This is a genomic window from Rickettsiales bacterium (assembly GCA_041396965.1).
In the GTDB taxonomy this organism is placed as follows: Bacteria; Pseudomonadota; Alphaproteobacteria; order Rickettsiales; family SXRF01; genus SXRF01.
On sequence record JAWKXN010000001.1, the window covers coordinates 1,869,077 to 1,893,571 of the forward strand.

Below are 24,495 nucleotides of genomic sequence, written 5' to 3' on the forward strand. Positions count from 1 at the left end.
CATTCAACTTAACAAATCTGCCTTTGTGCTTGGTCAAATTGTTCATTATGGCTTGCCAGAAGAGCGCGTTATTGCATCCTTAAAAGCATCGGCTCAAAAATTGGATTAGAAGAGCGCGAGATAAATGCAACAATCGCTAGTGGGTTTGAGAAAGGCAAGGAAAATCCTCGCTTACTCAACGATCGTTGGGATAATCCCGATATGAGCGTCGTCCATCGTCCTGAGGTTATATTACCCGAATGTCCACATCATTTACTTGGTGAAAAGTTAGAGCTTTTTATCAATGATGCCTCAGCCTGTAAATGTGCCGCACCTGACTATGTCATGGCAGCTTTGTTATGCACTGCTGCTGGAGTTATTGGCAATGCAAGACAGGTTGAAATATGGCAAGGTTGGCCAGAAGCGACCTCCTTGTGGTTTATGTTAGTGGGTTTGCCTTCGTGTAATAAATCACCTGCGCTTGATGCGGTATTTCCAATAGTTCGTGAGTTTGAGGCCAAATACCAGCAACAATACAAGCTGGAAATGCGCGAATACAAACTCGCAATGGAGCAGCGTAAGGCAAATAAAGAGTTTGCACTTGTAAGCGAAGAACCGAAAGCACCAATAGCAAAACGCCTCGTGGTGCAGGATTCTACAGTTGAGAAGCTGGCTCTCATACTTTCCGAAAATGTTCGTGGGTTAATCGGTTTAATGATGAGTTAGCAGGGTTGCTTGCCAATTTGGAAAACATGGTGGAGATGACCGTCCGTTTTATTTGGAAAGTTTGGTGGACGCTCAAAAACTATAGACCGCGTAAAATATTCCACCACTATTTTTGTACCATCAGTTTTGATTTCTATTATTGGGAGCATCCAACCCGAGAAGCTAGACCAACTCATGTTACAACAACCAGATGATGGCTTGGCTTCGCGTTTTCTTTATGTTTACGCTATTCCGCGCAAAATCAAAGAGCCAGATGTAACACCAAATTACGAGCTTCTACGCAATATTTTTGTAGAACTTGAGAAGCTGGATGTTCCTTTGGATGAGTATGGTGCGCCTAATCCTAAAATACTCACTTTGTGTACCAAAGGTCGCTCATTAATGGAAGAGTTTGGAGGTCGCCTTCAAGAATGTGAGCAACGCGAGCATGGTATGCTTATCTCGCACCTAGGCAAATTGCGTGGTATCGCTGCTCGCATAGCGTTGGTTTTGCACTATCTTGAGTGGGCGCAAAACCCTGCCGATGAGCAGTTCCAAATTGATGTCTGCCATGTGGAAAAAGCGATTTATATGGTGGAGCATTATTTTTACCCTATGGGTAAATACTGTTTGAGCAATGTTTCCGTACCTCAAGATGAGCAAGACGCGCTCATGGTCGCTCGTTGGATTGTGGAGCGCAAACCATCACTTATAAATGCTCGTGAGGTACTGCGAGATGTTATTCCAAGCCGCAACACTAAACGCCGTGATGCAGCCTTGATTTATCTTGAGGAAGCAGGTTGGATAAAACCTCGCGAAACTCATAATAAATCCGTTAATTACGATGTAAATCCCCGTGTCCTCAAGGTATAATGTGGCATGGGACGAAGGACAATAAGGACGAAAAAACAAGTCGTCCCTATTGTCCACCGTCCTTAAGCTATAGTGAGGATATTTCTATGAAAACCAAGAAGATGTGGCTGTTAAAACAATAATTAAACAGCCGAATGGTAGGCCGTTTGAAAAAGGCAAGTCCGGCAACCCAAATGGCAGACCTAAAGGCAGCCGCAATAAAACTACCATGCAAGCAGTGCTTGAGTTATTGGAAGATGAGGCCGAAGAGATAACTCGCAAAGTTATAGAACGCGCTAAAAAAGGTGATATGGTAGCAATCAAGTTGGTAATGGAGCGAATTTGTCCACCGCGCAAAGACCTACCGGTTTATTTTGAAATTGGTAGTGTAAAGACGATTTTTGACCTAATTCCAGCTATAGATAGGCTACTTCAAGCCGTAAGTGCTGGAGAAATATCGCCTCAGGACGCACAAATTGTTTCCGAGCTTATAGAACAACAACGAAAAACCTTAGTGTCAACCATTCCTCTTATGCCGATGGATGATATTTAACCAAACCATCCCCAGCGCTCTTATAAGCGTTACAAGCGCAAATATATAAAATCCATACCGAACCTAGTAAAACCCAAGGAATGCGCTCTACGGTCATTTTAATCAAAACTGACTATCATTAAAGTATTTTACATTCTCATCACTGCTTTGTATGGTCGTATGTGGAATGGTGTGTTGCCGTTCTGGAGCTAGTAACTCCTTATCTAAAGCGTTTGTCCGATACGAAATTCGGCTCCCATGCCTATGGCTGGGAGTCTGCCGAATACAATAACGGCTTGCCGTAAATTAGGCAGGCATGGCTTAGACATGTTACTAGCTCCCAGTCACCATTAGGTCATCTTTTGATGTTCTAGTGGTGATTTTGCTTAACCATAAATGTGGAGCTATAGACATGAATGAGTATATTTTCTCAGCCGACCTACTAAACAAATTTTCACAACTAACACCATGGGTACAAGCAATTATAGGTCTTGCCTTTGCAGGCATGATTCTCGGCATTGCCTATTTCTTCAAAGAATCCATTACCGCCATCATGAAACCGCTCTATAAACCAACCACACCAGATATTTCCGCACAAAAAGAAGAAAAGAAAGAATGGAGAGATAAGTATTATAGAGGTGGTGAGGAGTAACCTGTTAGCCAAGCTACCAGTTGGTGAAATCTACTTAGTTATTGAGTATATTGGGCAAAATAACTCTGCCTTTTCCTTGAAGAATACATCTTTCAATTTAGGGTATTCATGCCTTGCTTTTTCTTTGCCGAGTCCAGCTAAAATATTACTTGTTTTTGTACCATCTAATTTGAATTTCCCTTCTGGTGCAACATATGTAATTCTTGTAACATTTCCATGACCAAGCAATAACTGTGCTGCACCATATGAACTTGAAGATTGAGCCTGCATTATAACATTAAGAAATTTCAATATTCGTTTTTTGATATTCCAAAAAGGTGGGTTGTAATCAAAAGATTCTTCTGTACAGCCAAGACTAAATAATTTAACATTCTCTGGCTCCCATCCAAGCACCCCACATGCCTCAACCGCAGCAACACCGCAAGGGTTGTTTGCCCATATGCCACCATCAATAAGTGGTATACCTACTTCAGAAAAATGCGTAGGAAAGTAGGTCGGAGCTGCCGATGTAGCCAAAGCCACATCAACCGCTTTTCTTTTATAATCTTGCCTAAATCTTTCATTGTGTGCGGTTTTATAAATATAGACCTCACCAGTGGTTATACTTGCTGAGGGTATAACAAGCCTAACCTTACTTTCCCCTATTACCCTGTCTCCTAGTGCGTCAACTAGGCATTCTTCCAATGCTTTATTATCATACCTTGCCTTAAATTTTATGAAGTTTATTATCTTACCAAAAAATGTTTCTGAAAAAACTTTATTACCTAAATCTGTATATATTTGCAAAATTTCTGATGGTTTTAACCCCAAACCAAGAGCTATGGCGATAATCCCCCCTGTTGATGTTCCTACAATTAAATCAAAATAATCAACAATTTCACCATCAATTTGTTCTTCAATATCAGAGAGAAATGCAGCAGGGAATATCCCCTTGATACCACCACCATCAATACACAAAATTTTACGCATAACCTACTATCCCCTACCTTATATTAACAACAAATTGCCCGCTACGCGCTACGCATACGCCATCCTTTATTATAAAGCATTCAAGACTATGTGAACCTTTATAACTTGTGGATTCGCGACGAATATTTTTTCCTAAATTTGCAGTGCTAAAATCAAATCCGCCGCGCAACTGACCAAATTCCTTAGCTTGTTTGCCAGTATTAACTACTTGCCAGTATATTTCATATGGTTCCGCAACATTTGTTGTTGCAGTAAAAAATAAATCGCAATACTTGGGTATTGCTGGCTCATCACTTTTAATCGGTTGCTTTCTAAATCCATTTCGGATTACTTCTGCAGTAACAATAACTTTTTTGGTAATATTCTCTGGCCATTCTAGCTTTTTACGATGGGGAGGATTTAGAAGGCGAATTAAAAAATTAGGCTTATTTGTTTTTGACTTCTCATTTATTGCTCGCTCCACTAATTGACGACCCAAGAAATTAGCGGATGATTCGGCTATTTCTCTTCTATCCGTTAATTCCCATAATTCAGAAAAATCATTTTTGGCATTTTCCAACCATTCAAAGAACTTTTCTTTTTTTGTTGAATCTTCTGCCCATTTATCAGCAAAATTTTCCTGAGGATTGGTCGGATTAGTAATCCAATAAATGCCATTGCGATTTTCTATATAATTTTCCATTCCAAACAATATTGTATTTAATGATTCCAATATTGTTATTTCTTGGTTGTAAGCTCGTGCAGCAAGAGTGGTAATTATAATTGATATAGGTTTATCTTCATCACCTTCATCATGCGTCATATCCCTATGTCTTTTTAAGATTTGAATTGCAGATTGTAGAGGTGTTTTCACCTTATAATTTGGAATCTCTTCTTCACGCCTTCCCTCTGACAAGGCAATAACACTACGCCTAGAATTGAAAACAGCTTTCATTCTTCCATAGAACCAATTTGAATATCCTTCTGGGTTGCTACTTAGCCAATCTTGAGAAATATTGTTATACTGAGGATGTTCATCATCGGTAATTGCTATAGCCGAATTAATGAGTGCACTTTCAACTCGTAATGATTCTAATAAAGTTCTTTGACTTTCAGAATCAGGAATAGCAGGCAGTGCATCCAAATGAAATTGTGCGTCTTGAGAATATTGAACGCGCCAGCATCTCCTTTTTGATTCTGGATTTTGCATATTATATGACTTTGCATATCCTGCAATTTCCTTTCCCATCATCTCCTTTAATCGTTTTTGCGTAATTTGTGATTTAGAAATCTCAGTGCTACAAACCAAGTCTATATCATACTCTTCTTCTTCACTTACTGGTTTTATTGCTGTTCCTAACTTAAAAGAACCTTGTAAAGAAACTTCTGGTTTGTAGTTTTTTAATATGGAATCATCTCGTAATAGCCAATCTTTCAACGATTTATATCTACTAACGGCCTCTTCGTATCTGCCATCTGGAATTTGTATAGCCGTAGCTACATCCTCTAAAAATTCTTCCGTAATTTTATTTTTGCGAGAAGATAAGCTAGGTTCTTTTTTAATAATTGTTTTTGTCAACATTTTATAACTTTCTGTGTTAAAATGATTGTTTTTAATTGCAAACAAGGGTAATATACACATACAATGTGTCGTATGTCAACACATACATTGTTTTTAATTAAAAACGATGGTTCAACCTAGGTAGGGAGCAGAGAAATTATGTCTATTGGCGCAAAATTAAAGCAGCGCAGAATGAAAAAAGGATGGTCATTGCAACAAGTGGCCGATGAAGTTGGTGTTTCCAAAGCCCATATATATGAGCTTGAACTAAACAAAGTTAAAAATCCTTCTGTGGAAACATTAAAAAAATTGGCCACTATTTTTGATATGCCATTATCATATTTTTTAGATGATGATGAGGATATAGAATTTCAAGTAATGTTCCGTGATTTGCAAAAAGATTTGGCTGACTTAGACCCAAAGGATAGAGAAGCTGTTGAACTAATGGTAAAAGCACTAAAGGCAAGGAATGCAAATGATAAAAATTGATAGGATGGAGCTTGCAGACATTGGCCACCCAATAAAATTAGCTCAAGCAGTAATTAATCAATTACCAGATATTCAGTTGCCTATACCAGTTCGTGATATTGCTATGGCGCTAGATATTATTGAAATAAAACCAATTAATGTGTCTGGATTTGAAGGTGGACTTATTACTTTTGATGACAAAAGCTCAGGCTGTATCCTAGTAAAAGAAAATAGCCAACAAAGGCAAAGATTTACCATAGGGCATGAATTAGGTCATTACCTTAATCCTTGGCACATTCCTAATAGTTCAGGGAAGTTTATGTGTAATTCAAAAGACATGATTACATCTAACCATAAGCCAGCAGATATGCAGCAAAAAATGGAGGTAGAAGCAAATCAATTTGCTGCTGAATTGCTTATACCATCTAAATTTATGCAGAAAGATATTAGATTGCTTAAATCACCAGAGATTGACCATATAGTTTCTCTTGCTAGTAAATATGATGTGAGCAAAGAATCAATGGGGCGTAGATATATTGAGTTTCAAGATGAGCCATGTGCATTGGTTTTCTCTAAAAATGGCAAGGTATCATATACAGTGCAAGGACAATATTTTCCAAAACTAGCTGTATGGAAAGATGATATAATTCCAACCAATACTGTGACTAAACTATTTAATGGTCAATATGGCAATTCTTCCGAATGGCAAGAATGTGAAAGTGATATTTGGTTGAGTAACAATAAAAAATACGAAAGCGTGTACGAGCAGGTTCTTGTACAAAAAGATGGTTATCGTATTACTTTACTCACTCTTGGTGATGAGGTTGATGAGGACGAAGAAGGGTTGGAAACTTCATATAGCAAGAATTTTAGGTGAATAGTATAGTAGGCAAAACAAAGAATGGTGGTACAAATGGTGGTATATTTCAAAGTTCATGTTATTAATATTTAATTTTATCAATGCGTTATGTTCGAAAAATCAATCCTGTCGCCGGCTGAGTTTGAAATAACTCATTAGGACTAGTCCTGTTTCAAACAAGCACCCAATGCCTTGCTATTTTCTAGCTTGATCATATAGTTGAGTTGTTCGAATCCGCTAGGGTGAAATTTTAGGTTTCTTTATGAAAGTTTTTTTAAGTTGGTCAGGTGATAAAAGCCATAAGGTTGCATTAGTCTTAAAAGACTGGCTGCCTTCTGTTATACAGTCAATCGTCCCCTACGTTTCCTCAGAAGATATTGATAAAGGTGCTCGGTGGAGTTCGGACATTGCTCAAGAACTTGAAGATTCAACCTTTGGCATCTTATGTGTCACCAAAGAAAACCTGTCTGCCCCATGGCTTAACTTTGAAGCTGGGGCTCTATCTAAAACGATGGATAAATCACTCGTTTGCCCCTTCCTGTTCAACGTAAAGCGATCGGAGGTTGAAGGGCCAATTTTACAATTTCAATCGACAATTTTCGAAAAAGGGGACATTAAAAAATTGGTGCAAACCTTAAATGCAGCCTCTGCACCTAATGGGCTTAGCGAAGAAAAGTTAAATGAAGCATTTGATGTATGGTATCCACAATTAGAAAAAAAGCTAAAAGGTCTGCCCGATATAGCAGATGAGACAGAGTCATTGGAGAGTAATAACGGAAACCTTGATTCATACAGCCATATTTTTGAAGAAATTCTTGATTTAAGTAGAACTAATCAAAAGCTTCTAAGAAATCCAGAAGGAGTGCTAGAAAAGAATTTAGAGTCGATAAAGGGTCAAGTTGCTGAATTGCAAGAGATTACCAAGAGATCTCTGCATCCTCGTTATGGAATGAGAAAACGTAAATTTCATCCCATGATGATAGAAGAGCTTTTGCACTCTTCACTTCCGCACCGCAATAGTTATGTAGGCATACAGATGATACTAAGCCTACTGAAAGAAGATTTTCCTTGGTTATACGATAGTGGAACAGATTTAATTCAATTGTTTAAAAGCAAAGTTTCATTAGATAAAAAGAGGAAAGCTCTTGATGAGTATAGCGAAGTATTGGAGTTTACGTTTAGACATCCAATGATGAGAGAATTTTATCGTCCCAATGAAGATATGTGGATATTAAGTAAAGAACTGCCATATGCGCTAATGAGGACACTTGAAAAAAGCCTTCACGAAGAAGTAGCCTAATCATCCTCTTTGATTTTCATTTCTGTCTCATATACTCTAAAATGCTTATCCAAGACTATATGTGCAATTTGTTGGATTGCAGCTATGAGTTCCATTTTTTGTTCTTCGGTTAAGTCAAATCGGTCAATATGAGGTCGATAGGGTTCGAGGTCGGTAATTTTCATGGGTCAGCTCCTTTTTGAACTGACACATGCGTTCTTTTCGACAACTAGCAAGCTAATTTAGCGGCCATATGTTTTTCAAGCTCACATCTCCAATCCCGCATGATTACTAGAATCCGGTTTGTCCACGCTCCGCTTGCCTCCACCACTTACATCATCTCTTTTATTCCCAGTGATGCTATCAGCTCATAATAACCAAAAATCACCATCAGAAAGAATGTGAAAAGCAGCAATTCATGCTTAAAATGGTGAGAGTGGAAAAATTTCCGGTCGTGGTGGTGGATGACATCCATCAACTCATCACCAAAACGAATAGAAAGAAAAGTCCCCATGCCCGACAACAATATCACCGCCCAGTACGGATATGGGTGCGTAAGTATCTCATGCAGTAATCTGGTAACCAGAGTAGTCTTATAATAATCAGGAAAGTAATTAAGCGAAACCAGATTCAAAGTAATAGCGATAGCCCAAACAGCTATTTCTGAGAAAACCATCCTGATACCAAACAAAATCCGCAATGGGAAATCAAGCAGGAATCCAGCGTCCGCTACCGGTGTGCATAAAACGAAAAAACTCCAAGTAAGGAGTGCGGCAACACCACCGGTTAGCAAATCATACTGATAACTAAGATAGGCGAAATATCCAAGCAGCAATAGCAAAAGCAGTAAAAATTTTATCAGTATTTGTTTTGATGGTTTAGCAGATTCATTTCCCATATCATTCCTTGCCTTTCTTTACTTTACGATTACCATAAAATATAGTCTTTTTACTTTCTAAAAAGCAGAAAGACTATGAAATTAGTCGCCGAAAACGAGCGCAATTAATTTTTAATGTATCATTAAAAATTTGAAACTATATAATTCTCATCTAATTATACTAAACTTCTTTGCTCCTTTAATAATTTACAACTAATTATTTTCATTTGCGTAGAATAACATTCATGATAGCCTAGCTGACTAAATTAACAAATTATGGAACTACATAAATGAGTGAAACTACCAACTGCATAAAATGCGGATCTTCTTATGTATATCAAGATAGAGGTATGTATATATGCCCCGAATGCTCGCACGAATGGTCCAAACAAGACACAGTAGATAATAACGAGGAACAAAAAATTATACGTGACGCGAACGGCACGGAATTATATGACGGCGATACAGTAACAGTAATAAAAGACTTAAAGGTAAAAGGTTCATCATCAACAGTAAAGGTCGGGACAAAGGTAAAAAACATACGCCTTACCGAAGGAGACCATGACATAGACTGTAAAATACCCGGAATTGGGGCGATGGGACTGAAGTCTATATTTGTCAAAAAAGTAGCGGATTAATAGGGTCAGCTAAGCACTAGCACGCAGCAAGTGATATTTCATCTGACTATTAACATCATCAATTTTTGACAAACTATCATTTATGGAATCCTGAAAAGTTTGCAAATTATTAAGCAGTTCATTTAACGCGCCTTTATAATCAGTAAGTCGGGCGGTATCTATTTTCGCCATCACTCGAATAACCTCCAAACTCGCCGCGCACCTGCGCATACGTGAGCAATCATCCTCAAAACTATCAATTTGTGACAAAATCTTGGCTATCGCCAACTTAGCTCTTTTCTGATACTCTACTTGCTGTCCCTCAAGACTCTTCATTTCCAGAAGCTTATTAGTAGGGTTATCCTCACTTATATGCTCACCCTCAAAAAATTTTACTACTTCCTTTTGTATAGAAGCTGTACAAAGCAAGAACTGTCCTTCAAATAAAAGCCTGAAGACATCACTAGCGGAATTACTAAACTTACCTAGCTCCTCTTTAATCTCGTTTGATACAATATCATAATTACCTGATATAACGCTGATAGCCCGCCCCTGCTCCTCAAGCTTAAAAGATTGTATACGCAAATTCATCGGCACATAACGATTTTCTTCGTAAGAAGAAGTAATTTTCTCACTCTCGGCGTCTAACGATTTGGCTTCCTTCATAAGTTGATTCAAAGAAGAAATAACTTTATTTTCTACTCTTCCTAAATTGCGATCACGCGATAGAATCTCCTCACCAAGCGCGGAAGACATAAATTCATCATAACTACCAAATCCCAACCCTTTCAAATCCTGCAGCAGTTTTTCCGAACTCTGTTGTGGTGTAACATTATTATCATGCTCATATTTCAAAAGCGCCTCATATTCTTTCTGCGCTACCTGAAAAAAATTGCTACTCGGTTTCAGCCGCACCGAAAGATAACCATTTTCCACCGGAGTGGCTATGGCAAACACCCAGTAATGGCGACCATCTTTCGCGCGATTTTTTACATACGCACCAATAGGTTTTTTCTGCTTAAGAAACTGCCAAAATAAATAAAACACACCCTTTGGCATGTCAGAATGACGAATAACATTATGCGGTTTTTTAATAAGCTCATCCCAACTATACAAGCTTATACGACCGAAAACACCATTTCCCGCCTCTAAAATGCCGCGTGTGTCTGTACGAGAAAAAAATAGCTCGGTAAAATCAAAAGAAACCTCATATTGTTCTTGCTCGTTTTTATGAACCATATACCCTCTTATCATATAATTTTTTACAACTTACACTATTGTATAGTCTATTAATATTCTCCTAATAAGAGAATAACAAGATATTTTTTATTAGTTATCCAGATGAAAGTTAAATATTTTATCTCCTAGATTTTCTACTTATTTTTCTTCGTCCCTGTGAAAATCTACTGATTTTCACATGAGACATTTCTGAAGGCTCACTCGGCCTGACTTACCGATCTTCTTGCTCCTTAATCCCTATTGCCTAACGTCTAATGCCTATTTTATATTTCATCTCCGGCATTTCCTACCAGCTATGGTAACTTGTAGTAAGAACTACCCAATTTACTATAACTTCCCCAATTCTCTAAACCCTTGCCACTTAATCCGCCACATTATATAAATCCACCTCATGCTAGAGAATATTTTAATCACTCAAATTTTCACCTTCATGCTTGTATTCAGTCGTGTTGGCGCGGCTATAATGTTACTTCCCGGTTTTGGTGAGATATATATCCCCGCTCGTATACGCTTGATATTCGCCGCGATGGTAAGTGTGCTTATATCCCCTATAATAAAAAATATTCCAGAAATCCCTGATAGCGCACTCGCTCTTTTTATAGTGATACTTGCCGAAATAACGGTTGGGCTGTTTATCGGCGGAATAAGCCGCATACTCATTTCAACAGCCCATATGGCTGGCATGATAATATCCTACCAGTCAAGTCTTGCGTCCGCTGTCACCAAAGACGTAGCGCAAGCGCAAGGACAAGGTACATCGCTTGGTAATCTAATTGGAGTTGTAGCTCTGGTTCTTATATTCTCAACCAATATTCACCATCTTATGCTAAGCGGCGTAATGCAAAGCTATAGTTTATTTTTACCAGGAGAGTTCCCAAGCGCGGGAAGCTTCGCCAACCATGCGGTAAAGACTGTTGGTAGCGCTTTTGAGATGGCGATGAAAATAGCGTCTCCTCATATAGTAGTCGGACTTATGATATATCTTGGCTCAGGCATAGTAGCAAGATTAATGCCTAATATGCAGGTGTTTTTTATTCTCATCGCGCCACAATTACTTATTAGTTTTTTCATTTTTATGATAAGTTTTAGCACAATGATGTTGTGGTATATGGAATATATAGAATCTTCATTCAAAATTTTTCTATTACCCTAGATACAATTGCAACGTATGTAAAAATATAGAGCGACGGCTATATGGCTGAAGATGAAGACAAAGACAGCAAAACGGAAGACCCTTCCCAGAAGAAGCTTGATGACGCTAGACAGAAAGGTAATCTAGCAAGCTCAAAAGAGCTTAATAGCTTTTTTATGTTAATGGCGTTGGCGGTAACAATAAGCTGGTTCATACCTCAGATTATGCGAGGAACCGCCGAACTTTTAACGCCATTTTTAGGAGAGGCGGATAATCTAATATCCGACAAAAAAGGACTTAGCATAGTATTATATAATCTCGCTTTTGGTAGTGTGGCTGTAATAGCTATGCCGCTACTTGCCGCGATAATAGCCGCGATAAGCTCAAATTTAATACAAAATGGCTTTATAATAAGCACTGAGCCCATAACGCCAAAGCTTAGTAAAATATCTCCAATATCTGGTTTCAAACGTATTTTTTCTATGCGTTCGCTAGTGGATTTTATAAAAAATATTCTAAAAATAACAACGGTAGGAGTAGTAGCGTTTTTAGCTGTATATCCTGAACTTGGCAATATAAGCAAGCTTCCTCACGAGAATCTTGAAAGTACATTGCTATTCTTACTTACAGTCGCAAAACGCATGATACTAGGTGTAGTTGTCACCATGTTTTTTATCGCGATGTTTGACGTATTCTACCAAAAATTCCAGCATATAAAATCACTAAGAATGAGCAAACAAGAAGTAAAGGACGAGCATAAACAATCTGAAGGTGATCCTATAGTAAAACAAAGGCTGCGTCGCCTAAGAATGGAAAGAGCGCAAAATAGAATGATGGCGGAAGTGCCAAAATCGGACGTGGTAATCACTAACCCTACCCACTTTGCCGTAGCCCTACGTTATGATAGCGCCACTATGTCCGCGCCAACTATGGTCGCTAAAGGACAAGATTTAATCGCTCTTAAAATACGCCAAATCGCTGAGGAGAATAAAATACCTGTAGTTGAAAATCCACCGCTGGCGCGCGCGCTTTTTTCTTCCGCCGAACTTGATAAAGAAATACCGATAAATCATTACGAGGCGGTGGCAAAAGTTATTTCTTATGTATACAAACTCAAAGGCAAAAAATTCTAGCTAAGAATTTTGCGCCTAATTATAAGCACAATGCTATTTTAGTTCATTTTTTTATTGTTATTTTTTAACAGCTTTTCTAGTATAGCGCGTTAAGTCAAACTATTTCCGTCGCAACACAAAAAATATCATACCAATGACAATCCGTTTCGCAGAATCCTTACCGATAAAAGACGATACTATAGCTATAGATGATAATCATGATTTTGTAGTACGCAAACGCAGACCACTTTGGCAAACTTTGTGTATCATGTTCGCCGCTGTGTTGCCTATAACTATTCTGCTTAGTTTTTTTGTAGAAAATACTGTGATTTTTGGGCAGGTACTTTTTGTTCTTCTAATCTCAGTTGGTACTTACGTAGTTGTCGTCATCCAAAAAAACCGAGATCTAGTTCTCGCTACAGAATTCCAAAACGCTTTACTGTCATCAGCCCTAAGTAGCAGCAATAAATTTTGCCTAATCATAAAAGATGATGGAAGTATCTCTTATATAGACCGTTCTTTCCAGCAAATGTTCCCCGATTTTTACAAAGAGCCAAGACGGGCTATAGATGTTCTTTTAGAGAGGGGACAAGTATCTAAAGATGATAGAAAAATTGTTTTTAACGCTCTTGAGAACCGTGTCCATAAAAAAGTCATTTTGGATATAACTGATGCCAAAGGGAAAGCGTATAAGATCGTTATGTCCATAGAACCTATCCCAAGACCAAAAGGGTTTATGTTACTTAGAGGACGTGAATATATAGAAAAACGCGTACTTGGTCTAACACAACAAAATAATGACAACAGTAATGGCTTAATATTTACCAATGATAATATAGCGTTGTTTTCTTACCTTACTGACAGTATGAATATAGGTGCGTACTTAACAACCTCTTTTGATAATATAACCTATGTCAACTTAACGCTTGAGCAATGGCTCTACTATGATGAAGGTGAGATAATAAGAAATGGCCTTTCCTTCAAAAACCTTATTTCTCAATCAACCGAAGGTGAATATATAGGTGATATAAAATCTTTTAATGGGGAATTGAACTTACGTAAAAAACTCGGTGGAGAGATAAAGGTGACGTTAGAACAAAGTCCCTTGTACGATGAGCAAGGAAGTATCACTGGATATATAGGTCTTGTCCATAACATGGACCCAGAAGATAAAACTTCTAACAAAAAGAAAAATAATAATAATAGCTGGTAAATATTTTTCTTTTATTTTAATCCAGACAAATACACAAAATTTACATAAATAACAAAATATAAAGTGAGTGTTTAATAAAATGAGTATTGACTTTGATTCGTATATAAATATCTCACCAATAGCTATCGCTATTATTAATGAAAATGGTGACATAGTAAGTGGCAATCCAGCGTTTCATGAACTTACCGGAAATTCTATAAATGACCTAACACCTTTTCCTTTTCTAAATTTTATTCCAGACGATAAAAAGCTGGAAACAGAAACTATACTTAAAAAATCGCTCGCCGGTGAAACACTAAATGAAGTGCCGATTTTTTCTTTAACATTGCCTAATAGTGAAAAAATAATCGTCTCCGCTTATATAAGCACCATAAAGCAAGATGGTAATATATTAATTCTACATCTTATAGATATTACCGAACAAAAAAATCTGGAAACACGCTTCGCTCACTCACAAAAAATGCAAGCAGTAGGTCAACTAGCCGGTGGTGTAGCTCATGATTTTAACAATTTACTCACCGCCATGATCGGATTTTGTGATTTATTGCTAATGCGTCATCCAGCTGGAGATCAATCATTCGCCGACATAATGCAAATAAAACAGAACGCCAACCGAGCGGCAAACCTAGTACGCCAGCTTCTCGCTTTTTCTCGCCGCCAAACATTGCAGCCCAAAATACTAGATTTAGCTGATGTACTCGCTGAACTTACCAATCTTATACGCAGGCTTATCGGTGAGAATATAGAATTAAAAATGATTCATGGCCGTGATATTGGTCACGTCCGCGCCGATCAGGGACAGCTTGAGCAAGTGCTTATAAATCTGGCGGTCAACGCTCGTGACGCGATGAGAAACGGTGGGACTCTTACCATAAAAACCAGTAAATATAATATAAGCAAAGATCATCCTTTGTCTAAAGATTTAATATCACCTGAAGAAGAAGAGGCACAAATAATAGATGGTGATTACGTGCTGGTAGAAGTTATTGATACTGGATGCGGAATCCCTAAAAATATAATTCAGAAAATATTTGAGCCTTTCTTTTCCACCAAAGAAATCGGTTCTGGCACTGGTCTTGGTCTTTCAACCGTATTTGGCATTGTAAAACAAACTGGTGGCTACGTGTATATAGCTAGCAAAGAAAATCAGGGCAGTAATTTTAGCCTTTTCTTCCCATCTGTACAGCAAAATGAGGCAAACACGGCTGTTGAGAACCAATCACCGGAAAAATCCGATAGTGTAGATCTCACCGGAAAAAGCACCATACTATTGGTAGAGGATGAGACACCGGTACGTATTTTCGCTGGCAGGGCACTGCGTAATAAAGGTTATACCGTACTGGAGGCCGACTGCGCGGAAACCGCTATGGAAATCATGCAACAAAAAGGTAAAGATGTTGAGGTAATAGTAACTGATGTAATAATGCCTGGCATGACCGGACCAGCCATGATTGAAAAAATCATGCCGGACTATCCTGATCTAAAGGTAATATTCATCTCCGGCTACGCTGAGGATGTGTTTGTTGATAACTATGGCAATGAACGCAGTTTTAATTTCCTAGCCAAGCCATTCACCCTCAAACAATTAGCTAGCAAAATCAAAGAAGTAGTAGGATAAGCTAATATTCATTAGCTACACTCACTATTAATAAAAAGACGCAATTTTTTTATCGCTTCCGGTATTTCCTACCGGAAGCTTGTTTATATTTCGTCCCCGAAAAACATAGCAATCAGATTTGGATACAATGTCACCCCGCACGTGGTTAGCGGGGTCTGGTAGGTTACAGATAAATCCAGTGAAAAGCTCTGCTTTTCACAACCGGATGCCGTCATAAAGACGGCATGACAGTGTCATGTTCAATACCTGATACCCAAATGCAATCGCCATGCCCCGTGAAAGACTTCTGTCTTTCATACTTGTCTAGCCGTAACGCGTAAGCGCAAAGGCGGATGGAGCCATAGCTGAAGGCTCGCACGACCTACTGGTTGTGCTTCTTGTTTCCTAACGCCTAATTGCCTAGCCTCTATCCCCTAGAATCTAGCATCTATTTCATACTCGCTTCGCATAAAAATTATCTAAAACAAGTATATAATTGACTAGCCGCTTTCTCCTGCTACAATCGCCGGCTTCCTTAACTAAGAATGAAATATTTCACAATGACTAATGATTTTATCAGCGTACGTGGCGCGAAAGAACATAACCTTAAGAACATAGATATTGATATTCCTCGTGAAAAACTGGTGGTTATAACCGGTCCTAGTGGCTCGGGAAAATCCTCACTTGCCTTTGACACCATCTACGCTGAGGGACAAAGACGTTACGTTGAGAGCTTGTCAGCTTACGCTCGTCAGTTCCTTAACATTCAGGATAAACCAGACGTGGAGTCAATAGATGGTTTGTCACCAGCGATAGCTATTGATCAAAAAACCACCTCTCGTAACCCTCGCTCAACAGTTGGTACTATCACCGAAATTTATGATTATCTACGCCTATTTTACGCTCGTGTGGGTATCCCCTACTCTCCAGCGACCGGATTGCCTATTGAAAGTCAAACCGTATCACAAATGGTTGACAAAATAATGGAATTTGAGGAGGGAACTAAAATCCTACTACTTGCGCCTTTTGTTCGTGGAGGCAAAGGTGAGCATAAAAAAGAAATCGCCGATCTAAAGAAAAAAGGTTTCCAAAGATTACGACTTGACGGAGAAATCCATAAAATTGATGAGCTACCAGCAATTGATAAGAATAAAAAACATGATGTTGACGTGGTGGTTGACCGCATAACAATAAGCAATGATTTGGGAAATCGTCTAGCCGATAGCATAGAAACCGCAATCGGTATCAGCGGCGGGCTTATCAATGTTGAGACTGTAACAAAGTCGCCCGAGAAAAGTAAAAGCCTTACTCTTTCCTCAAAATTTGCCTGCCCAGTATCCGGTTTCACCTTAGCCGAGATAGAACCTCGTTTATTCTCATTCAACAGCCCGTATGGAGCGTGTCAAACCTGTGACGGACTAGGTACGCAGCTTACGTTTGACGTTAATTTGGTAATACCAGATACTAGCAAATCATTAGCCGAGGGAGCGATAGCTCCATGGAACTCAAGTCAGGGTAAATATTTCACCCAAACCCTAGAAGGTCTAGCAAAACACTATAAATTTAGCTTATCCGCACCATTTAGTACGTTAGATGACGATATCAAAGAAATGATACTTTACGGCTCCGGTGATGAAAATGTTAAAATCGCCTATGCTGACGGCGCGCGTCAATATACCAGTAACAAACCTTTTGAGGGAGTAATCCCCAGCCTTGAACGCAGATGGAAAGAAACTGACAGCTCATGGATGCGTGAGGAATTAGGAAAATTCCAGAATAATCATGACTGTGAGACTTGTAGCGGCTATCGCCTAAAAAAAGAAGCTTTATGTGTCAAGATCAGTGGACTTAATATCGGTGAGGTAACCAAATTTGGTATAGATAAAGCTTATGAGTGGTTTGATACGATAAATAAAAAACTAAATAAGAAACAGCAAAAAATCGCCGAGAAAGTTGTAAAAGAAATTCGTGAACGCTTGCAATTCCTGATAAATGTTGGACTAGATTACCTTACACTTTCCAGACAATCTGGCACACTGTCCGGCGGTGAGTCACAACGTATACGTCTTGCCTCGCAAATTGGCTCTGGTCTTTCCGGTGTTCTCTACGTTCTGGATGAACCATCAATAGGCTTACATCAATGCGACAATGAACGATTGCTAAACACCCTGAAACATCTACGAGATTTAGGAAATACCGTAATCGTGGTTGAGCATGATGAGGATACAATGCGCGCCGCCGACCATCTGATAGATATTGGTCCTGCCGCCGGAATTCACGGTGGATACATAGTAGCGCAAGGCACAACGCAAGAAGTAATGAATGATCCAAAAAGCATAACCGGAGAATATTTAAGTGGTAAAAAATTTATCGCTGTTCCTGACAAAACCCGTCCATTCCTTAAACATAAAAAGATTACCATAAAAGGCGCTAGAGAAAATAATCTACAAAATGTAACCGCCGAGATTCCACTGGGAACATTTACCTCCGTTACCGGAGTTTCCGGTGGTGGCAAATCATCACTAATAATTGAGACATTATATAAAGCGATAGCTAAAAAACTAAACCATAACCGCAATATACCAGGTGAGCATGACTCTATTAAAGGTCTGGAATTTATCGATAAAATCATTGAGATTGACCAGTCGCCCATTGGCCGTACCCCTCGTTCTAATCCGGCGACTTATACTGGAGCGTTCACCCCGATTCGGGATTGGTTCGCCGCTCTTCCTGAAGCCAAAGCGCGCGGCTATACCTCAGGGCGTTTTTCTTTCAACGTAAAAGGCGGTAGATGCGAAGCATGTCAAGGTGATGGTGTAACCAAGATAGAAATGCATTTCCTGCCAGACGTATATGTAAAGTGTGATGTATGTCACGGTAAACGCTATAACCGTGAGACACTGGAAATAAAATACAAAGATAAATCAATCTCCGACATATTGGAAATGACTGTTGAGGAAGGAGTTAAGTTTTTTAACTCTCAGCCATCTATTCGTGAAAAACTAGCGTCACTGCAAGAGGTAGGGCTTAGCTATATAGCGGTTGGTCAATCCGCTACCACCCTGTCCGGCGGTGAGGCGCAAAGGATAAAGCTCGCCAAAGAATTATCTAAACGAGCGACCGGACGTACCTTATATATACTTGATGAGCCAACAACTGGTCTGCATAGCGATGACATAAAAAAATTGCTTTCCGTGCTGCATAAGCTAGTGGATAGCGGCAATACCGTACTGGTAATTGAGCATAATATGGATGTTATAAAAACCTCCGACTGGGTGATTGATATAGGTCCGGGTGGTGGCAATAAAGGCGGTAAAATAGTAGTAGCCGGAACCCCACAAACCGTCGCAAATTGCAAGGAAAGTATAACCGGAAAATATCTATCTCCACTACTTAAGAAACAAAAAGCAGCATAATCAATAAGATACATAAGTAAAATTTGACTTGCCTTAGCGTAACAATTAATTAATATTACGCAATAATGAATAATAATTATTATTAATAAAAAAGGAATATTTTTATGGTTGGAGAACAAATTGCCGCGCTACTAAGAAAAAAAGACAGTTCAAATCAAGAACAAAGTGCCGATGATTTCAAAATTAAGCATCTCCGCGCACTGGAAGTGTTGGACAGTCGTGGTAATCCCACCGTTCGTGTACAGGTTGAGCTTGCGGACGGCACCAAAGCTACCGCCTCCGTACCAAGTGGCGCGTCCACCGGTGAGCGTGAGGCTTTGGAACTGCGTGATGGTGATAAAAGCCGGTTTGGCGGCAAAGGGGTAAGCAAAGCTGTTGAAAACATACACACTAAGATATTTAACAAAATCAAAGGCATGGATGTGCGCGATCAAAAAGCCATTGATAACGCTATGATTAAAATCGCCGGTGAGAATAAAAAGGATTTAGGCGCGAACGCTACGCTTGGTGTATCACTTGCGGTCGCTCACGCCGCCGCCAAAGCCAAAGGTGTTGATTTGCACGAACATATTTCCGAAATATACACTAAAGAAAGAGAAGCTGGAAAAACACCAGCAGAAATACAGGAACTCAAAAAAACCGCTAAAGGTGTTACCATGCCAACCCCGATGATGAACATCGTCAATGGCGGCGAACATGCTGATAATTCCCTGGATTTCCAAGAAATTATGGTTGTTCCGACAAAAGCCACCAGCATGGCGGAAGCCACTCGTATGGGCGCGGAGGTTTTTCAAAAACTAAAAGAAATTCTGAAAAAATCGGAAAAACCGACGCAGGTTGGTGACGAAGGTGGATTTGCTCCTGATTTTAAAAGCACAGACGAAGCTCTTGAAACAGTAAATCAGGCAATAGAAGAAGCTGGACATAAAGGGAAAATGGCTATAGCTTTGGATGTCGCCGCCTCGGAACTTGTTGAAAAAGAAACAGAAGCCGATGGAAAAACACTAAAGAAAGACGCAGAAGACAAACCTATTCCTGTAAAAAACGATGATGGAACCTATAATTACATATTAAAAGGTGAAAACAGAAAACTGAACTCTCATGAAATGGTTGACTATCTGGAAGATCTGAAAACGAAGCACAATATTGTTTCCATTGAAGATGGTCTAGGAGAAAACGACATAAAAGGATGGGAAGAGTTAACGAAAAGAATGGGCAAAACCACCCAACTCGTTGGTGATGATTTATTTGTAACAGACCCTAAGCAAATTCAAGATGGTATAGACGACAAAAGAGCTAACTCCGTGTTAATCAAGCCAAACCAAATTGGTACATTAAGCGAAACACTACAAGCCATTAAAACTGCACAGGACGGCAACTTTACCACCGTTATCTCGCACCGCTCCGGTGAAACCGCTGATACCACCATTGCTGATATTGCTGTTGGAACAAATGCTGGGCAGATTAAAACTGGTTCACTATCGCGTGCGGATCGCACCGAAAAATATAACCGTCTGATGGAAATCGAAGCCTGGGAGTTAATGCGTGATAAGAATAAAAACGTGCCAACAGGAAGAGAATCCACATACGCGGGTGAAGAAGGCTTCAGCATACCCAAGCTTGTTGAAAAAGTGATTGATTTTACTGAAAGCCTTGTAAATATCGGTGGAAAGGGCGGAAAAACATTCTAGTTCACGGAGGTGGGAATTATATTAAATCCCACCTTGCTATTTTCCCACCAAAATGGTATAATGAGAGAATTGGAGGGATGTCATGCAAACAGAACCATTAAAAACCTTAAAACCTGACGCAAAAGGCAGGATAGCACTTGGCAAGCTAGCCGATGGGGTAAGTAGTTTTCATGTATCGGTTGATAGGGAAAATCGTATCATATTAGATCCTTACACTGAAATTCCCGCCCGCGAGGCTTGGATATTTGGCAATAAAGAAGCGTTATCATCTGTCCTACGGGGAATTGACCAGTCACAACAAGGACAAACGCAGTCTCTTGGCAGTTTCAAGGGATATGCGGAAGATTAAAAATGTCGTTTTCTCTTGTATTTACGGATGAAGCCACGCGACAATATAAAAAACTGAAGACTGATCCTACTCTTCATAAAAGATTAAAAGCGGTGCGTAAGACACTTGGTTTACTTGAAGTCAACCCAAGACATCCGGGTCTTAATCCCCATAAATATAGCGCACTCAAGGGTGGAAACGGCGAAGAAATATTTGAAGCGTATGCCGAAAATAAAACTCCTGCCGCCTATAGAATTTTCTGGCATTACGGAACTGGTAAGGGAATAATTACTATTCTTGCTATATCCCCTCATCCATAATACCATCTTAGTTTTATTTCCATACTAGGAAGGCAAGTTGAAGTGTAGGGATACTACATGAGCCGAAGCCTAATAACGTATGGGGATAGAAGTAGAGCACTAAAAAACATGCAATGGACTGACGAGGCAATAATATTATCCACTAAGAAATATGGAGAGAATAGCGCTCTGCTGAAAGTGCTAGCGAGAGAGCATGGGCTATTCGCTGGAGTAATACGTGGCGTGAACTCAAAAAACAATAGAGGGATAGCGCAATCTGGGAATATTACAAATTGCACTTGGCAAGCCCGTCTCTCCCAGCAGCTTGGCACATTCAAGCTTGAACTTACGGCGGCGAACACAGCTCATATAATGAATAACGCGGCAAAGCTTGCCGCCACTTCCTCTATATGCGTGATAATAGAATCAGCGTTCGCCGAGCGTCACCCCTACCCTAAATTATTTTATGCGTTTAATGATTTCCTACATTTACTGACAACAGAAAATAACTGGCTGCACGAGTACATAAAACTGGAAATGACCCTATTATCCGAAAGCGGTTTCGGGCTGGATTTAAGCAGTTGCGCCGCTAGTGGAACTACCGAGAATTTAATATATGTCTCACCAAAATCAGGACGAGCAGTCTGCGCTGATGCCGGCGAGCCGTACAAAAACAAGCTACTCCCACTGCCAAACTTCCTTCTTTCTTCTCCGAACCCCAAACCACTAGTCCCTAATCACGATTATAAAGAAACACTTGCGGGAATGCGTCTGACCGGCTATTTCTTAGAACACTGGTTGCTTGAGCCACACGGAAAGCCTATGCCTGCCACTCGTAGTCGCTTGCGAACAATAATACAAAAACAAATAGGAAAAGATGCCCGCTAAACCATCAAAACCCGAACAGATAAGTCAGGTTTCCTTCCGCAGCACTCTGGAAGAAAAATATCTGGCTTATGCCCTTTCCACTATCACATCACGCAGCCTGCCCGATGTTCGTGACGGATTGAAGCCGGTGCATCGCCGCCTGCTATTCGCTATGCTTCAGCTAAGACTTGATCCAAAATCTGGCTATAAAAAATGCGCCCGTGTGGTGGGTGACGTAATCGGTAAATATCACCCGCATGGTGATAGCGCGGTGTATGAGGCAATGGTACGCCTCGCCCAAAATTTCGCGGTTCGCTATCCGCTGGTTGATGGTCAGGGAAATTTTGGTTCCATAGACGGCGATAACGCCGCCGCCATGCGCTATACCGAAGCAAGACTTACCGATGTGGCGATGGCTCTGCTTGATGGCATAAATGACAATACAGTTGATTTCCGTCCAACCTATGACGCTCAGGATGAAGAGCCGGTGGTAATGCCCGCCGCCTTTCCTAACCTACTAGCTAATGGCTCGGAAGGTATCGCGGTTGGTATGGCGACTTCAATCCCACCACATAACGTTGGCGAGCTATGTTCCGCGCTACAATATATAATAAAGCACCCTGATTGCACAACCGCAAGACTCATGAAATTTGTACGTGGTCCTGACTTCCCAACTGGAGGGATAATCGTAGAGTCACCAGAAAACATTCAGGCGGCTTATGAGTCAGGGCGTGGCGCGATCCGCACCCGTGCCCGTTGGCATAAGGAAGAGCTAAGTCATGGTCTGTTTCAGGTCATAATCACAGAAATACCTTATCAAGTACAGAAATCACGTCTGATTGAAAAAATAGCTGAGCTATTCAAAAACAAAAAACTACCACTACTGGGCAATATTCGTGATGAGTCCGCTGAAGAAATGCGCGTAGTATTAGAGCCGAAAAACCGTAGCGTAGACCCTGAGACACTAATGGAATCACTGTTTAAGGCAACCGATCTGGAAAACCGCTTCAACATGAACTTAAACGTGCTGAACGCTCATGGCGCGCCGCAGGTAATGAGCCTGAAAGACATACTCCTTGCCTTCCTTGAACACCGCATGGAAGTGCTTATCCGCAGAACTAATTACCGCTTAGAGAAAATAGCTCACCGGCTGGAAATTCTGGATGGGCTTCTAATCGCTTACCTTAATATTGACGAGGTAATCCACATTATCCGCACTGAGGACGAACCAAAGCCAGTGATGGTAAAAAAGTGGAAACTTAGCGATATTCAGGCAGAGGCCATCCTCAATATGAAACTACGCAATTTGCGGAAGCTTGAGGAATTTGAGATAAAAGGTGAGCATGACAAACTTTCTAAAGAACAGAAAGAATTAAAGAAACTACTTGCCTCACGAGAGATGCGTGATGAAAAAATTAGTGATGAGATTGGCGACATCAAGAAACGCTTTGGGGAGAAAACTGAGCTAGGCAAACGCCGTACTGATTTTGGTGACGCTCCGATCGGCAAAATTATTGACATAGAAGCCTTCGTGGAGAAAGAACCGATTACCATAATCTGCTCTAAAATGGGTTGGATAAAGGCTCTAAAAGGACATGTGTTTGATACATCCGATATTAAACATAAAGAAGGTGATGAGGAAAAATTCTCACTTACCGCACAAACCACTGATAAGTTGCTTATATTTGCCTCAAACGGCAGATTTTACACTATCTCCTGCGATAAAATACCACGTGGCAAAGGTTACGGTGAGCCGGTACGATTAATGATAGATATGGAAAATGACGTTGATATAGTAACTATGAGTATTTATGAGTCCGACCAGAAATTTTTAATCGTGGCAAGTAACGGTAAAGGCTTCGTGGTAGAAGCGGCTGATGTTGAGGCACAAACCAAAGGTGGCAAACAAATACTAAATTTGATAAGTGGAACGCAAGCGATAATATGCACACCAGTAGAAGGTGACCATGTAGCAACCATAGGCGAAAACCGTAAAATGTTGATCTTCCCGTTATCACAAATTCCAGTAATGAAAAAAGGGCAAGGCGTGACATTACAGAAATATAAAAATGGTAAATTGTCAGACGCTAAATGCTTCACCCTAAAAGATGGTCTAAGCTGGGCACTTGGTGGCAAAACAAGAACGGAAACCGACCTTAAAGCATGGACTGGAAACCGTGCCGACGCTGGTCGCCTGCCACCTACCGGTTTTCCAAGAACAAATAAATTTAGCTGATAGTTGATAAATTAATTTTTATTCAAGTTGTTTCTG

At 40.0% G+C, this 24,495-nt stretch carries 20 protein-coding genes and 2 pseudogenes; 17 read left to right on the forward strand and 5 right to left on the reverse strand.

Going from position 1 to position 24,495, the window contains the following annotated elements; translation table 11 throughout:
- The first annotated feature begins 201 nt into the window (after positions 1–201).
- The 3 genes and pseudogenes from R3D71_09865 to R3D71_09875 all read left to right on the forward strand — a co-directional run bounded on the left by R3D71_09865 (position 202) and on the right by R3D71_09875 (position 2,720).
- A pseudogene (locus R3D71_09865) lies at positions 202–1,557 on the forward strand (DUF3987 domain-containing protein).
- Positions 1,558–1,660: 103 nt separating this feature from the next.
- Positions 1,661–2,089, forward strand: coding sequence for a DUF5681 domain-containing protein (locus R3D71_09870; protein MEZ5691953.1), 429 nt, complete (start codon positions 1,661–1,663; stop codon positions 2,087–2,089).
- 391 nt (positions 2,090–2,480) lie between these two features.
- A complete protein-coding gene (locus R3D71_09875) occupies positions 2,481–2,720 on the forward strand; it encodes a hypothetical protein (protein MEZ5691954.1) in 240 nt (79 codons plus the stop codon).
- Positions 2,721–2,750: 30 nt separating this feature from the next.
- Here the strand turns inward: R3D71_09875 and R3D71_09880 are convergent, their stop codons facing one another.
- A complete protein-coding gene (locus R3D71_09880) occupies positions 2,751–3,689 on the reverse strand; it encodes a CBASS cGAMP-activated phospholipase (GenBank protein MEZ5691955.1) in 939 nt (312 codons plus the stop codon).
- Between the two features lie 13 nt (positions 3,690–3,702).
- Complete coding sequence (locus R3D71_09885) at positions 3,703–5,250, reverse strand: nucleotidyltransferase (protein MEZ5691956.1); 1,548 nt, start codon at positions 5,248–5,250, stop codon at positions 3,703–3,705.
- A gap of 138 nt (positions 5,251–5,388) precedes the next feature.
- Between R3D71_09885 and R3D71_09890 the strand changes: the two genes are divergently transcribed.
- From R3D71_09890 to R3D71_09900, 3 genes are all read left to right on the forward strand, one after another.
- Positions 5,389–5,718 (forward strand): helix-turn-helix transcriptional regulator, encoded by a 330-nt coding sequence (locus tag R3D71_09890; GenBank protein MEZ5691957.1) that lies wholly within the window; start codon positions 5,389–5,391, stop codon positions 5,716–5,718.
- Positions 5,705–6,574, forward strand: coding sequence for an ImmA/IrrE family metallo-endopeptidase (locus R3D71_09895; GenBank protein ID MEZ5691958.1), 870 nt, complete (start codon positions 5,705–5,707; stop codon positions 6,572–6,574). Before R3D71_09890 ends, R3D71_09895 begins: the two co-directional genes overlap by 14 nt.
- Positions 6,575–6,818: 244 nt before the next feature.
- Positions 6,819–7,856 carry a TIR domain-containing protein gene (locus tag R3D71_09900; protein ID MEZ5691959.1) on the forward strand — a complete coding sequence of 346 codons (1,038 nt, stop codon included), beginning with the start codon at positions 6,819–6,821 and terminating at the stop codon, positions 7,854–7,856.
- Here R3D71_09900 and R3D71_09905 read toward each other — a convergent pair.
- Together R3D71_09905 and R3D71_09910 are read right to left on the reverse strand one after the other, a co-directional pair.
- Complete coding sequence (locus R3D71_09905; protein ID MEZ5691960.1) at positions 7,853–8,020, reverse strand: hypothetical protein; 168 nt, start codon at positions 8,018–8,020, stop codon at positions 7,853–7,855. The two genes, R3D71_09900 and R3D71_09905, sit on opposite strands and share 4 nt — an antisense overlap.
- 146 nt (positions 8,021–8,166) lie before the next feature.
- Entirely contained in the window at positions 8,167–8,733 is a 567-nt protein-coding gene (locus R3D71_09910; GenBank protein ID MEZ5691961.1) for a hypothetical protein, read from the reverse strand.
- 269 nt (positions 8,734–9,002) lie between these two features.
- Here R3D71_09910 and R3D71_09915 point away from each other — a divergent pair, with 269 nt between their 5' ends.
- Positions 9,003–9,350, forward strand: a complete 348-nt coding sequence (locus tag R3D71_09915) for a zinc ribbon domain-containing protein YjdM (protein MEZ5691962.1) — start codon at positions 9,003–9,005, stop codon at positions 9,348–9,350.
- A gap of 9 nt (positions 9,351–9,359) precedes the next feature.
- On the opposite strand, the gene R3D71_09920 is transcribed toward R3D71_09915, so the two are convergent.
- Complete coding sequence (locus R3D71_09920; protein ID MEZ5691963.1) at positions 9,360–10,568, reverse strand: PAS domain-containing protein; 1,209 nt, start codon at positions 10,566–10,568, stop codon at positions 9,360–9,362.
- Positions 10,569–10,959: 391 nt separating this feature from the next.
- Here R3D71_09920 and R3D71_09925 point away from each other — a divergent pair, with 391 nt between their 5' ends.
- The 10 genes and pseudogenes from R3D71_09925 to parC all read left to right on the forward strand — a co-directional run bounded on the left by R3D71_09925 (position 10,960) and on the right by parC (position 24,459).
- Complete coding sequence (locus R3D71_09925) at positions 10,960–11,721, forward strand: flagellar biosynthetic protein FliR (protein ID MEZ5691964.1); 762 nt, start codon at positions 10,960–10,962, stop codon at positions 11,719–11,721.
- A 41-nt stretch (positions 11,722–11,762) separates the two neighbouring features.
- Positions 11,763–12,833: a flagellar biosynthesis protein FlhB gene (gene flhB, locus R3D71_09930; protein ID MEZ5691965.1), complete on the forward strand. Its 1,071-nt coding sequence runs from the start codon at positions 11,763–11,765 to the stop codon at positions 12,831–12,833.
- 133 nt (positions 12,834–12,966) lie between these two features.
- Positions 12,967–14,025, forward strand: coding sequence for a PAS domain-containing protein (locus R3D71_09935; GenBank protein ID MEZ5691966.1), 1,059 nt, complete (start codon positions 12,967–12,969; stop codon positions 14,023–14,025).
- A 79-nt stretch (positions 14,026–14,104) separates the two neighbouring features.
- Positions 14,105–15,643 carry an ATP-binding protein gene (locus R3D71_09940; GenBank protein ID MEZ5691967.1) on the forward strand — a complete coding sequence of 513 codons (1,539 nt, stop codon included), beginning with the start codon at positions 14,105–14,107 and terminating at the stop codon, positions 15,641–15,643.
- A 539-nt stretch (positions 15,644–16,182) separates the two neighbouring features.
- A complete protein-coding gene (uvrA, locus tag R3D71_09945) occupies positions 16,183–19,038 on the forward strand; it encodes an excinuclease ABC subunit UvrA (protein MEZ5691968.1) in 2,856 nt (951 codons plus the stop codon).
- A gap of 104 nt (positions 19,039–19,142) precedes the next feature.
- A pseudogene (gene eno / locus R3D71_09950) lies at positions 19,143–20,567 on the forward strand (phosphopyruvate hydratase).
- Positions 20,568–20,811: 244 nt separating this feature from the next.
- Positions 20,812–21,078: a hypothetical protein gene (locus R3D71_09955; protein ID MEZ5691969.1), complete on the forward strand. Its 267-nt coding sequence runs from the start codon at positions 20,812–20,814 to the stop codon at positions 21,076–21,078.
- A gap of 2 nt (positions 21,079–21,080) precedes the next feature.
- Positions 21,081–21,377: a type II toxin-antitoxin system RelE/ParE family toxin gene (locus tag R3D71_09960; GenBank protein MEZ5691970.1), complete on the forward strand. Its 297-nt coding sequence runs from the start codon at positions 21,081–21,083 to the stop codon at positions 21,375–21,377.
- A gap of 57 nt (positions 21,378–21,434) precedes the next feature.
- A complete protein-coding gene (gene recO, locus R3D71_09965) occupies positions 21,435–22,244 on the forward strand; it encodes a DNA repair protein RecO (protein MEZ5691971.1) in 810 nt (269 codons plus the stop codon).
- Positions 22,234–24,459 carry a DNA topoisomerase IV subunit A gene (parC, locus tag R3D71_09970; protein MEZ5691972.1) on the forward strand — a complete coding sequence of 742 codons (2,226 nt, stop codon included), beginning with the start codon at positions 22,234–22,236 and terminating at the stop codon, positions 24,457–24,459. Before recO ends, parC begins: the two co-directional genes overlap by 11 nt.
- Positions 24,460–24,495 lie beyond the last annotated feature (36 nt).

What these genes read in the sequence shown, in the direction of transcription:
- R3D71_09875 (MEZ5691954.1), top strand. Translation starts at nt 2,481, where the DNA reads ATGAATGAGTATATTTTCTCAGCCGACCTACTAAACAAATTTTCACAA.
- R3D71_09880 (MEZ5691955.1), bottom strand. Translation starts at nt 3,689, where the DNA reads ATGCGTAAAATTTTGTGTATTGATGGTGGTGGTATCAAGGGGATATTC.
- R3D71_09885 (MEZ5691956.1), bottom strand. Translation starts at nt 5,250, where the DNA reads ATGTTGACAAAAACAATTATTAAAAAAGAACCTAGCTTATCTTCTCGC.
- R3D71_09890 (MEZ5691957.1), top strand. Translation starts at nt 5,389, where the DNA reads ATGTCTATTGGCGCAAAATTAAAGCAGCGCAGAATGAAAAAAGGATGG.
- R3D71_09895 (MEZ5691958.1), top strand. Translation starts at nt 5,705, where the DNA reads ATGATAAAAATTGATAGGATGGAGCTTGCAGACATTGGCCACCCAATA.
- R3D71_09900 (MEZ5691959.1), top strand. Translation starts at nt 6,819, where the DNA reads ATGAAAGTTTTTTTAAGTTGGTCAGGTGATAAAAGCCATAAGGTTGCA.
- R3D71_09905 (MEZ5691960.1), bottom strand. Translation starts at nt 8,020, where the DNA reads ATGAAAATTACCGACCTCGAACCCTATCGACCTCATATTGACCGATTT.
- R3D71_09910 (MEZ5691961.1), bottom strand. Translation starts at nt 8,733, where the DNA reads ATGGGAAATGAATCTGCTAAACCATCAAAACAAATACTGATAAAATTT.
- R3D71_09915 (MEZ5691962.1), top strand. Translation starts at nt 9,003, where the DNA reads ATGAGTGAAACTACCAACTGCATAAAATGCGGATCTTCTTATGTATAT.
- R3D71_09920 (MEZ5691963.1), bottom strand. Translation starts at nt 10,568, where the DNA reads ATGGTTCATAAAAACGAGCAAGAACAATATGAGGTTTCTTTTGATTTT.
- R3D71_09925 (MEZ5691964.1), top strand. Translation starts at nt 10,960, where the DNA reads ATGCTAGAGAATATTTTAATCACTCAAATTTTCACCTTCATGCTTGTA.
- flhB (MEZ5691965.1), top strand. Translation starts at nt 11,763, where the DNA reads ATGGCTGAAGATGAAGACAAAGACAGCAAAACGGAAGACCCTTCCCAG.
- R3D71_09935 (MEZ5691966.1), top strand. Translation starts at nt 12,967, where the DNA reads ATGACAATCCGTTTCGCAGAATCCTTACCGATAAAAGACGATACTATA.
- R3D71_09940 (MEZ5691967.1), top strand. Translation starts at nt 14,105, where the DNA reads ATGAGTATTGACTTTGATTCGTATATAAATATCTCACCAATAGCTATC.
- uvrA (MEZ5691968.1), top strand. Translation starts at nt 16,183, where the DNA reads ATGACTAATGATTTTATCAGCGTACGTGGCGCGAAAGAACATAACCTT.
- R3D71_09955 (MEZ5691969.1), top strand. Translation starts at nt 20,812, where the DNA reads ATGCAAACAGAACCATTAAAAACCTTAAAACCTGACGCAAAAGGCAGG.
- R3D71_09960 (MEZ5691970.1), top strand. Translation starts at nt 21,081, where the DNA reads ATGTCGTTTTCTCTTGTATTTACGGATGAAGCCACGCGACAATATAAA.
- recO (MEZ5691971.1), top strand. Translation starts at nt 21,435, where the DNA reads ATGAGCCGAAGCCTAATAACGTATGGGGATAGAAGTAGAGCACTAAAA.
- parC (MEZ5691972.1), top strand. Translation starts at nt 22,234, where the DNA reads ATGCCCGCTAAACCATCAAAACCCGAACAGATAAGTCAGGTTTCCTTC.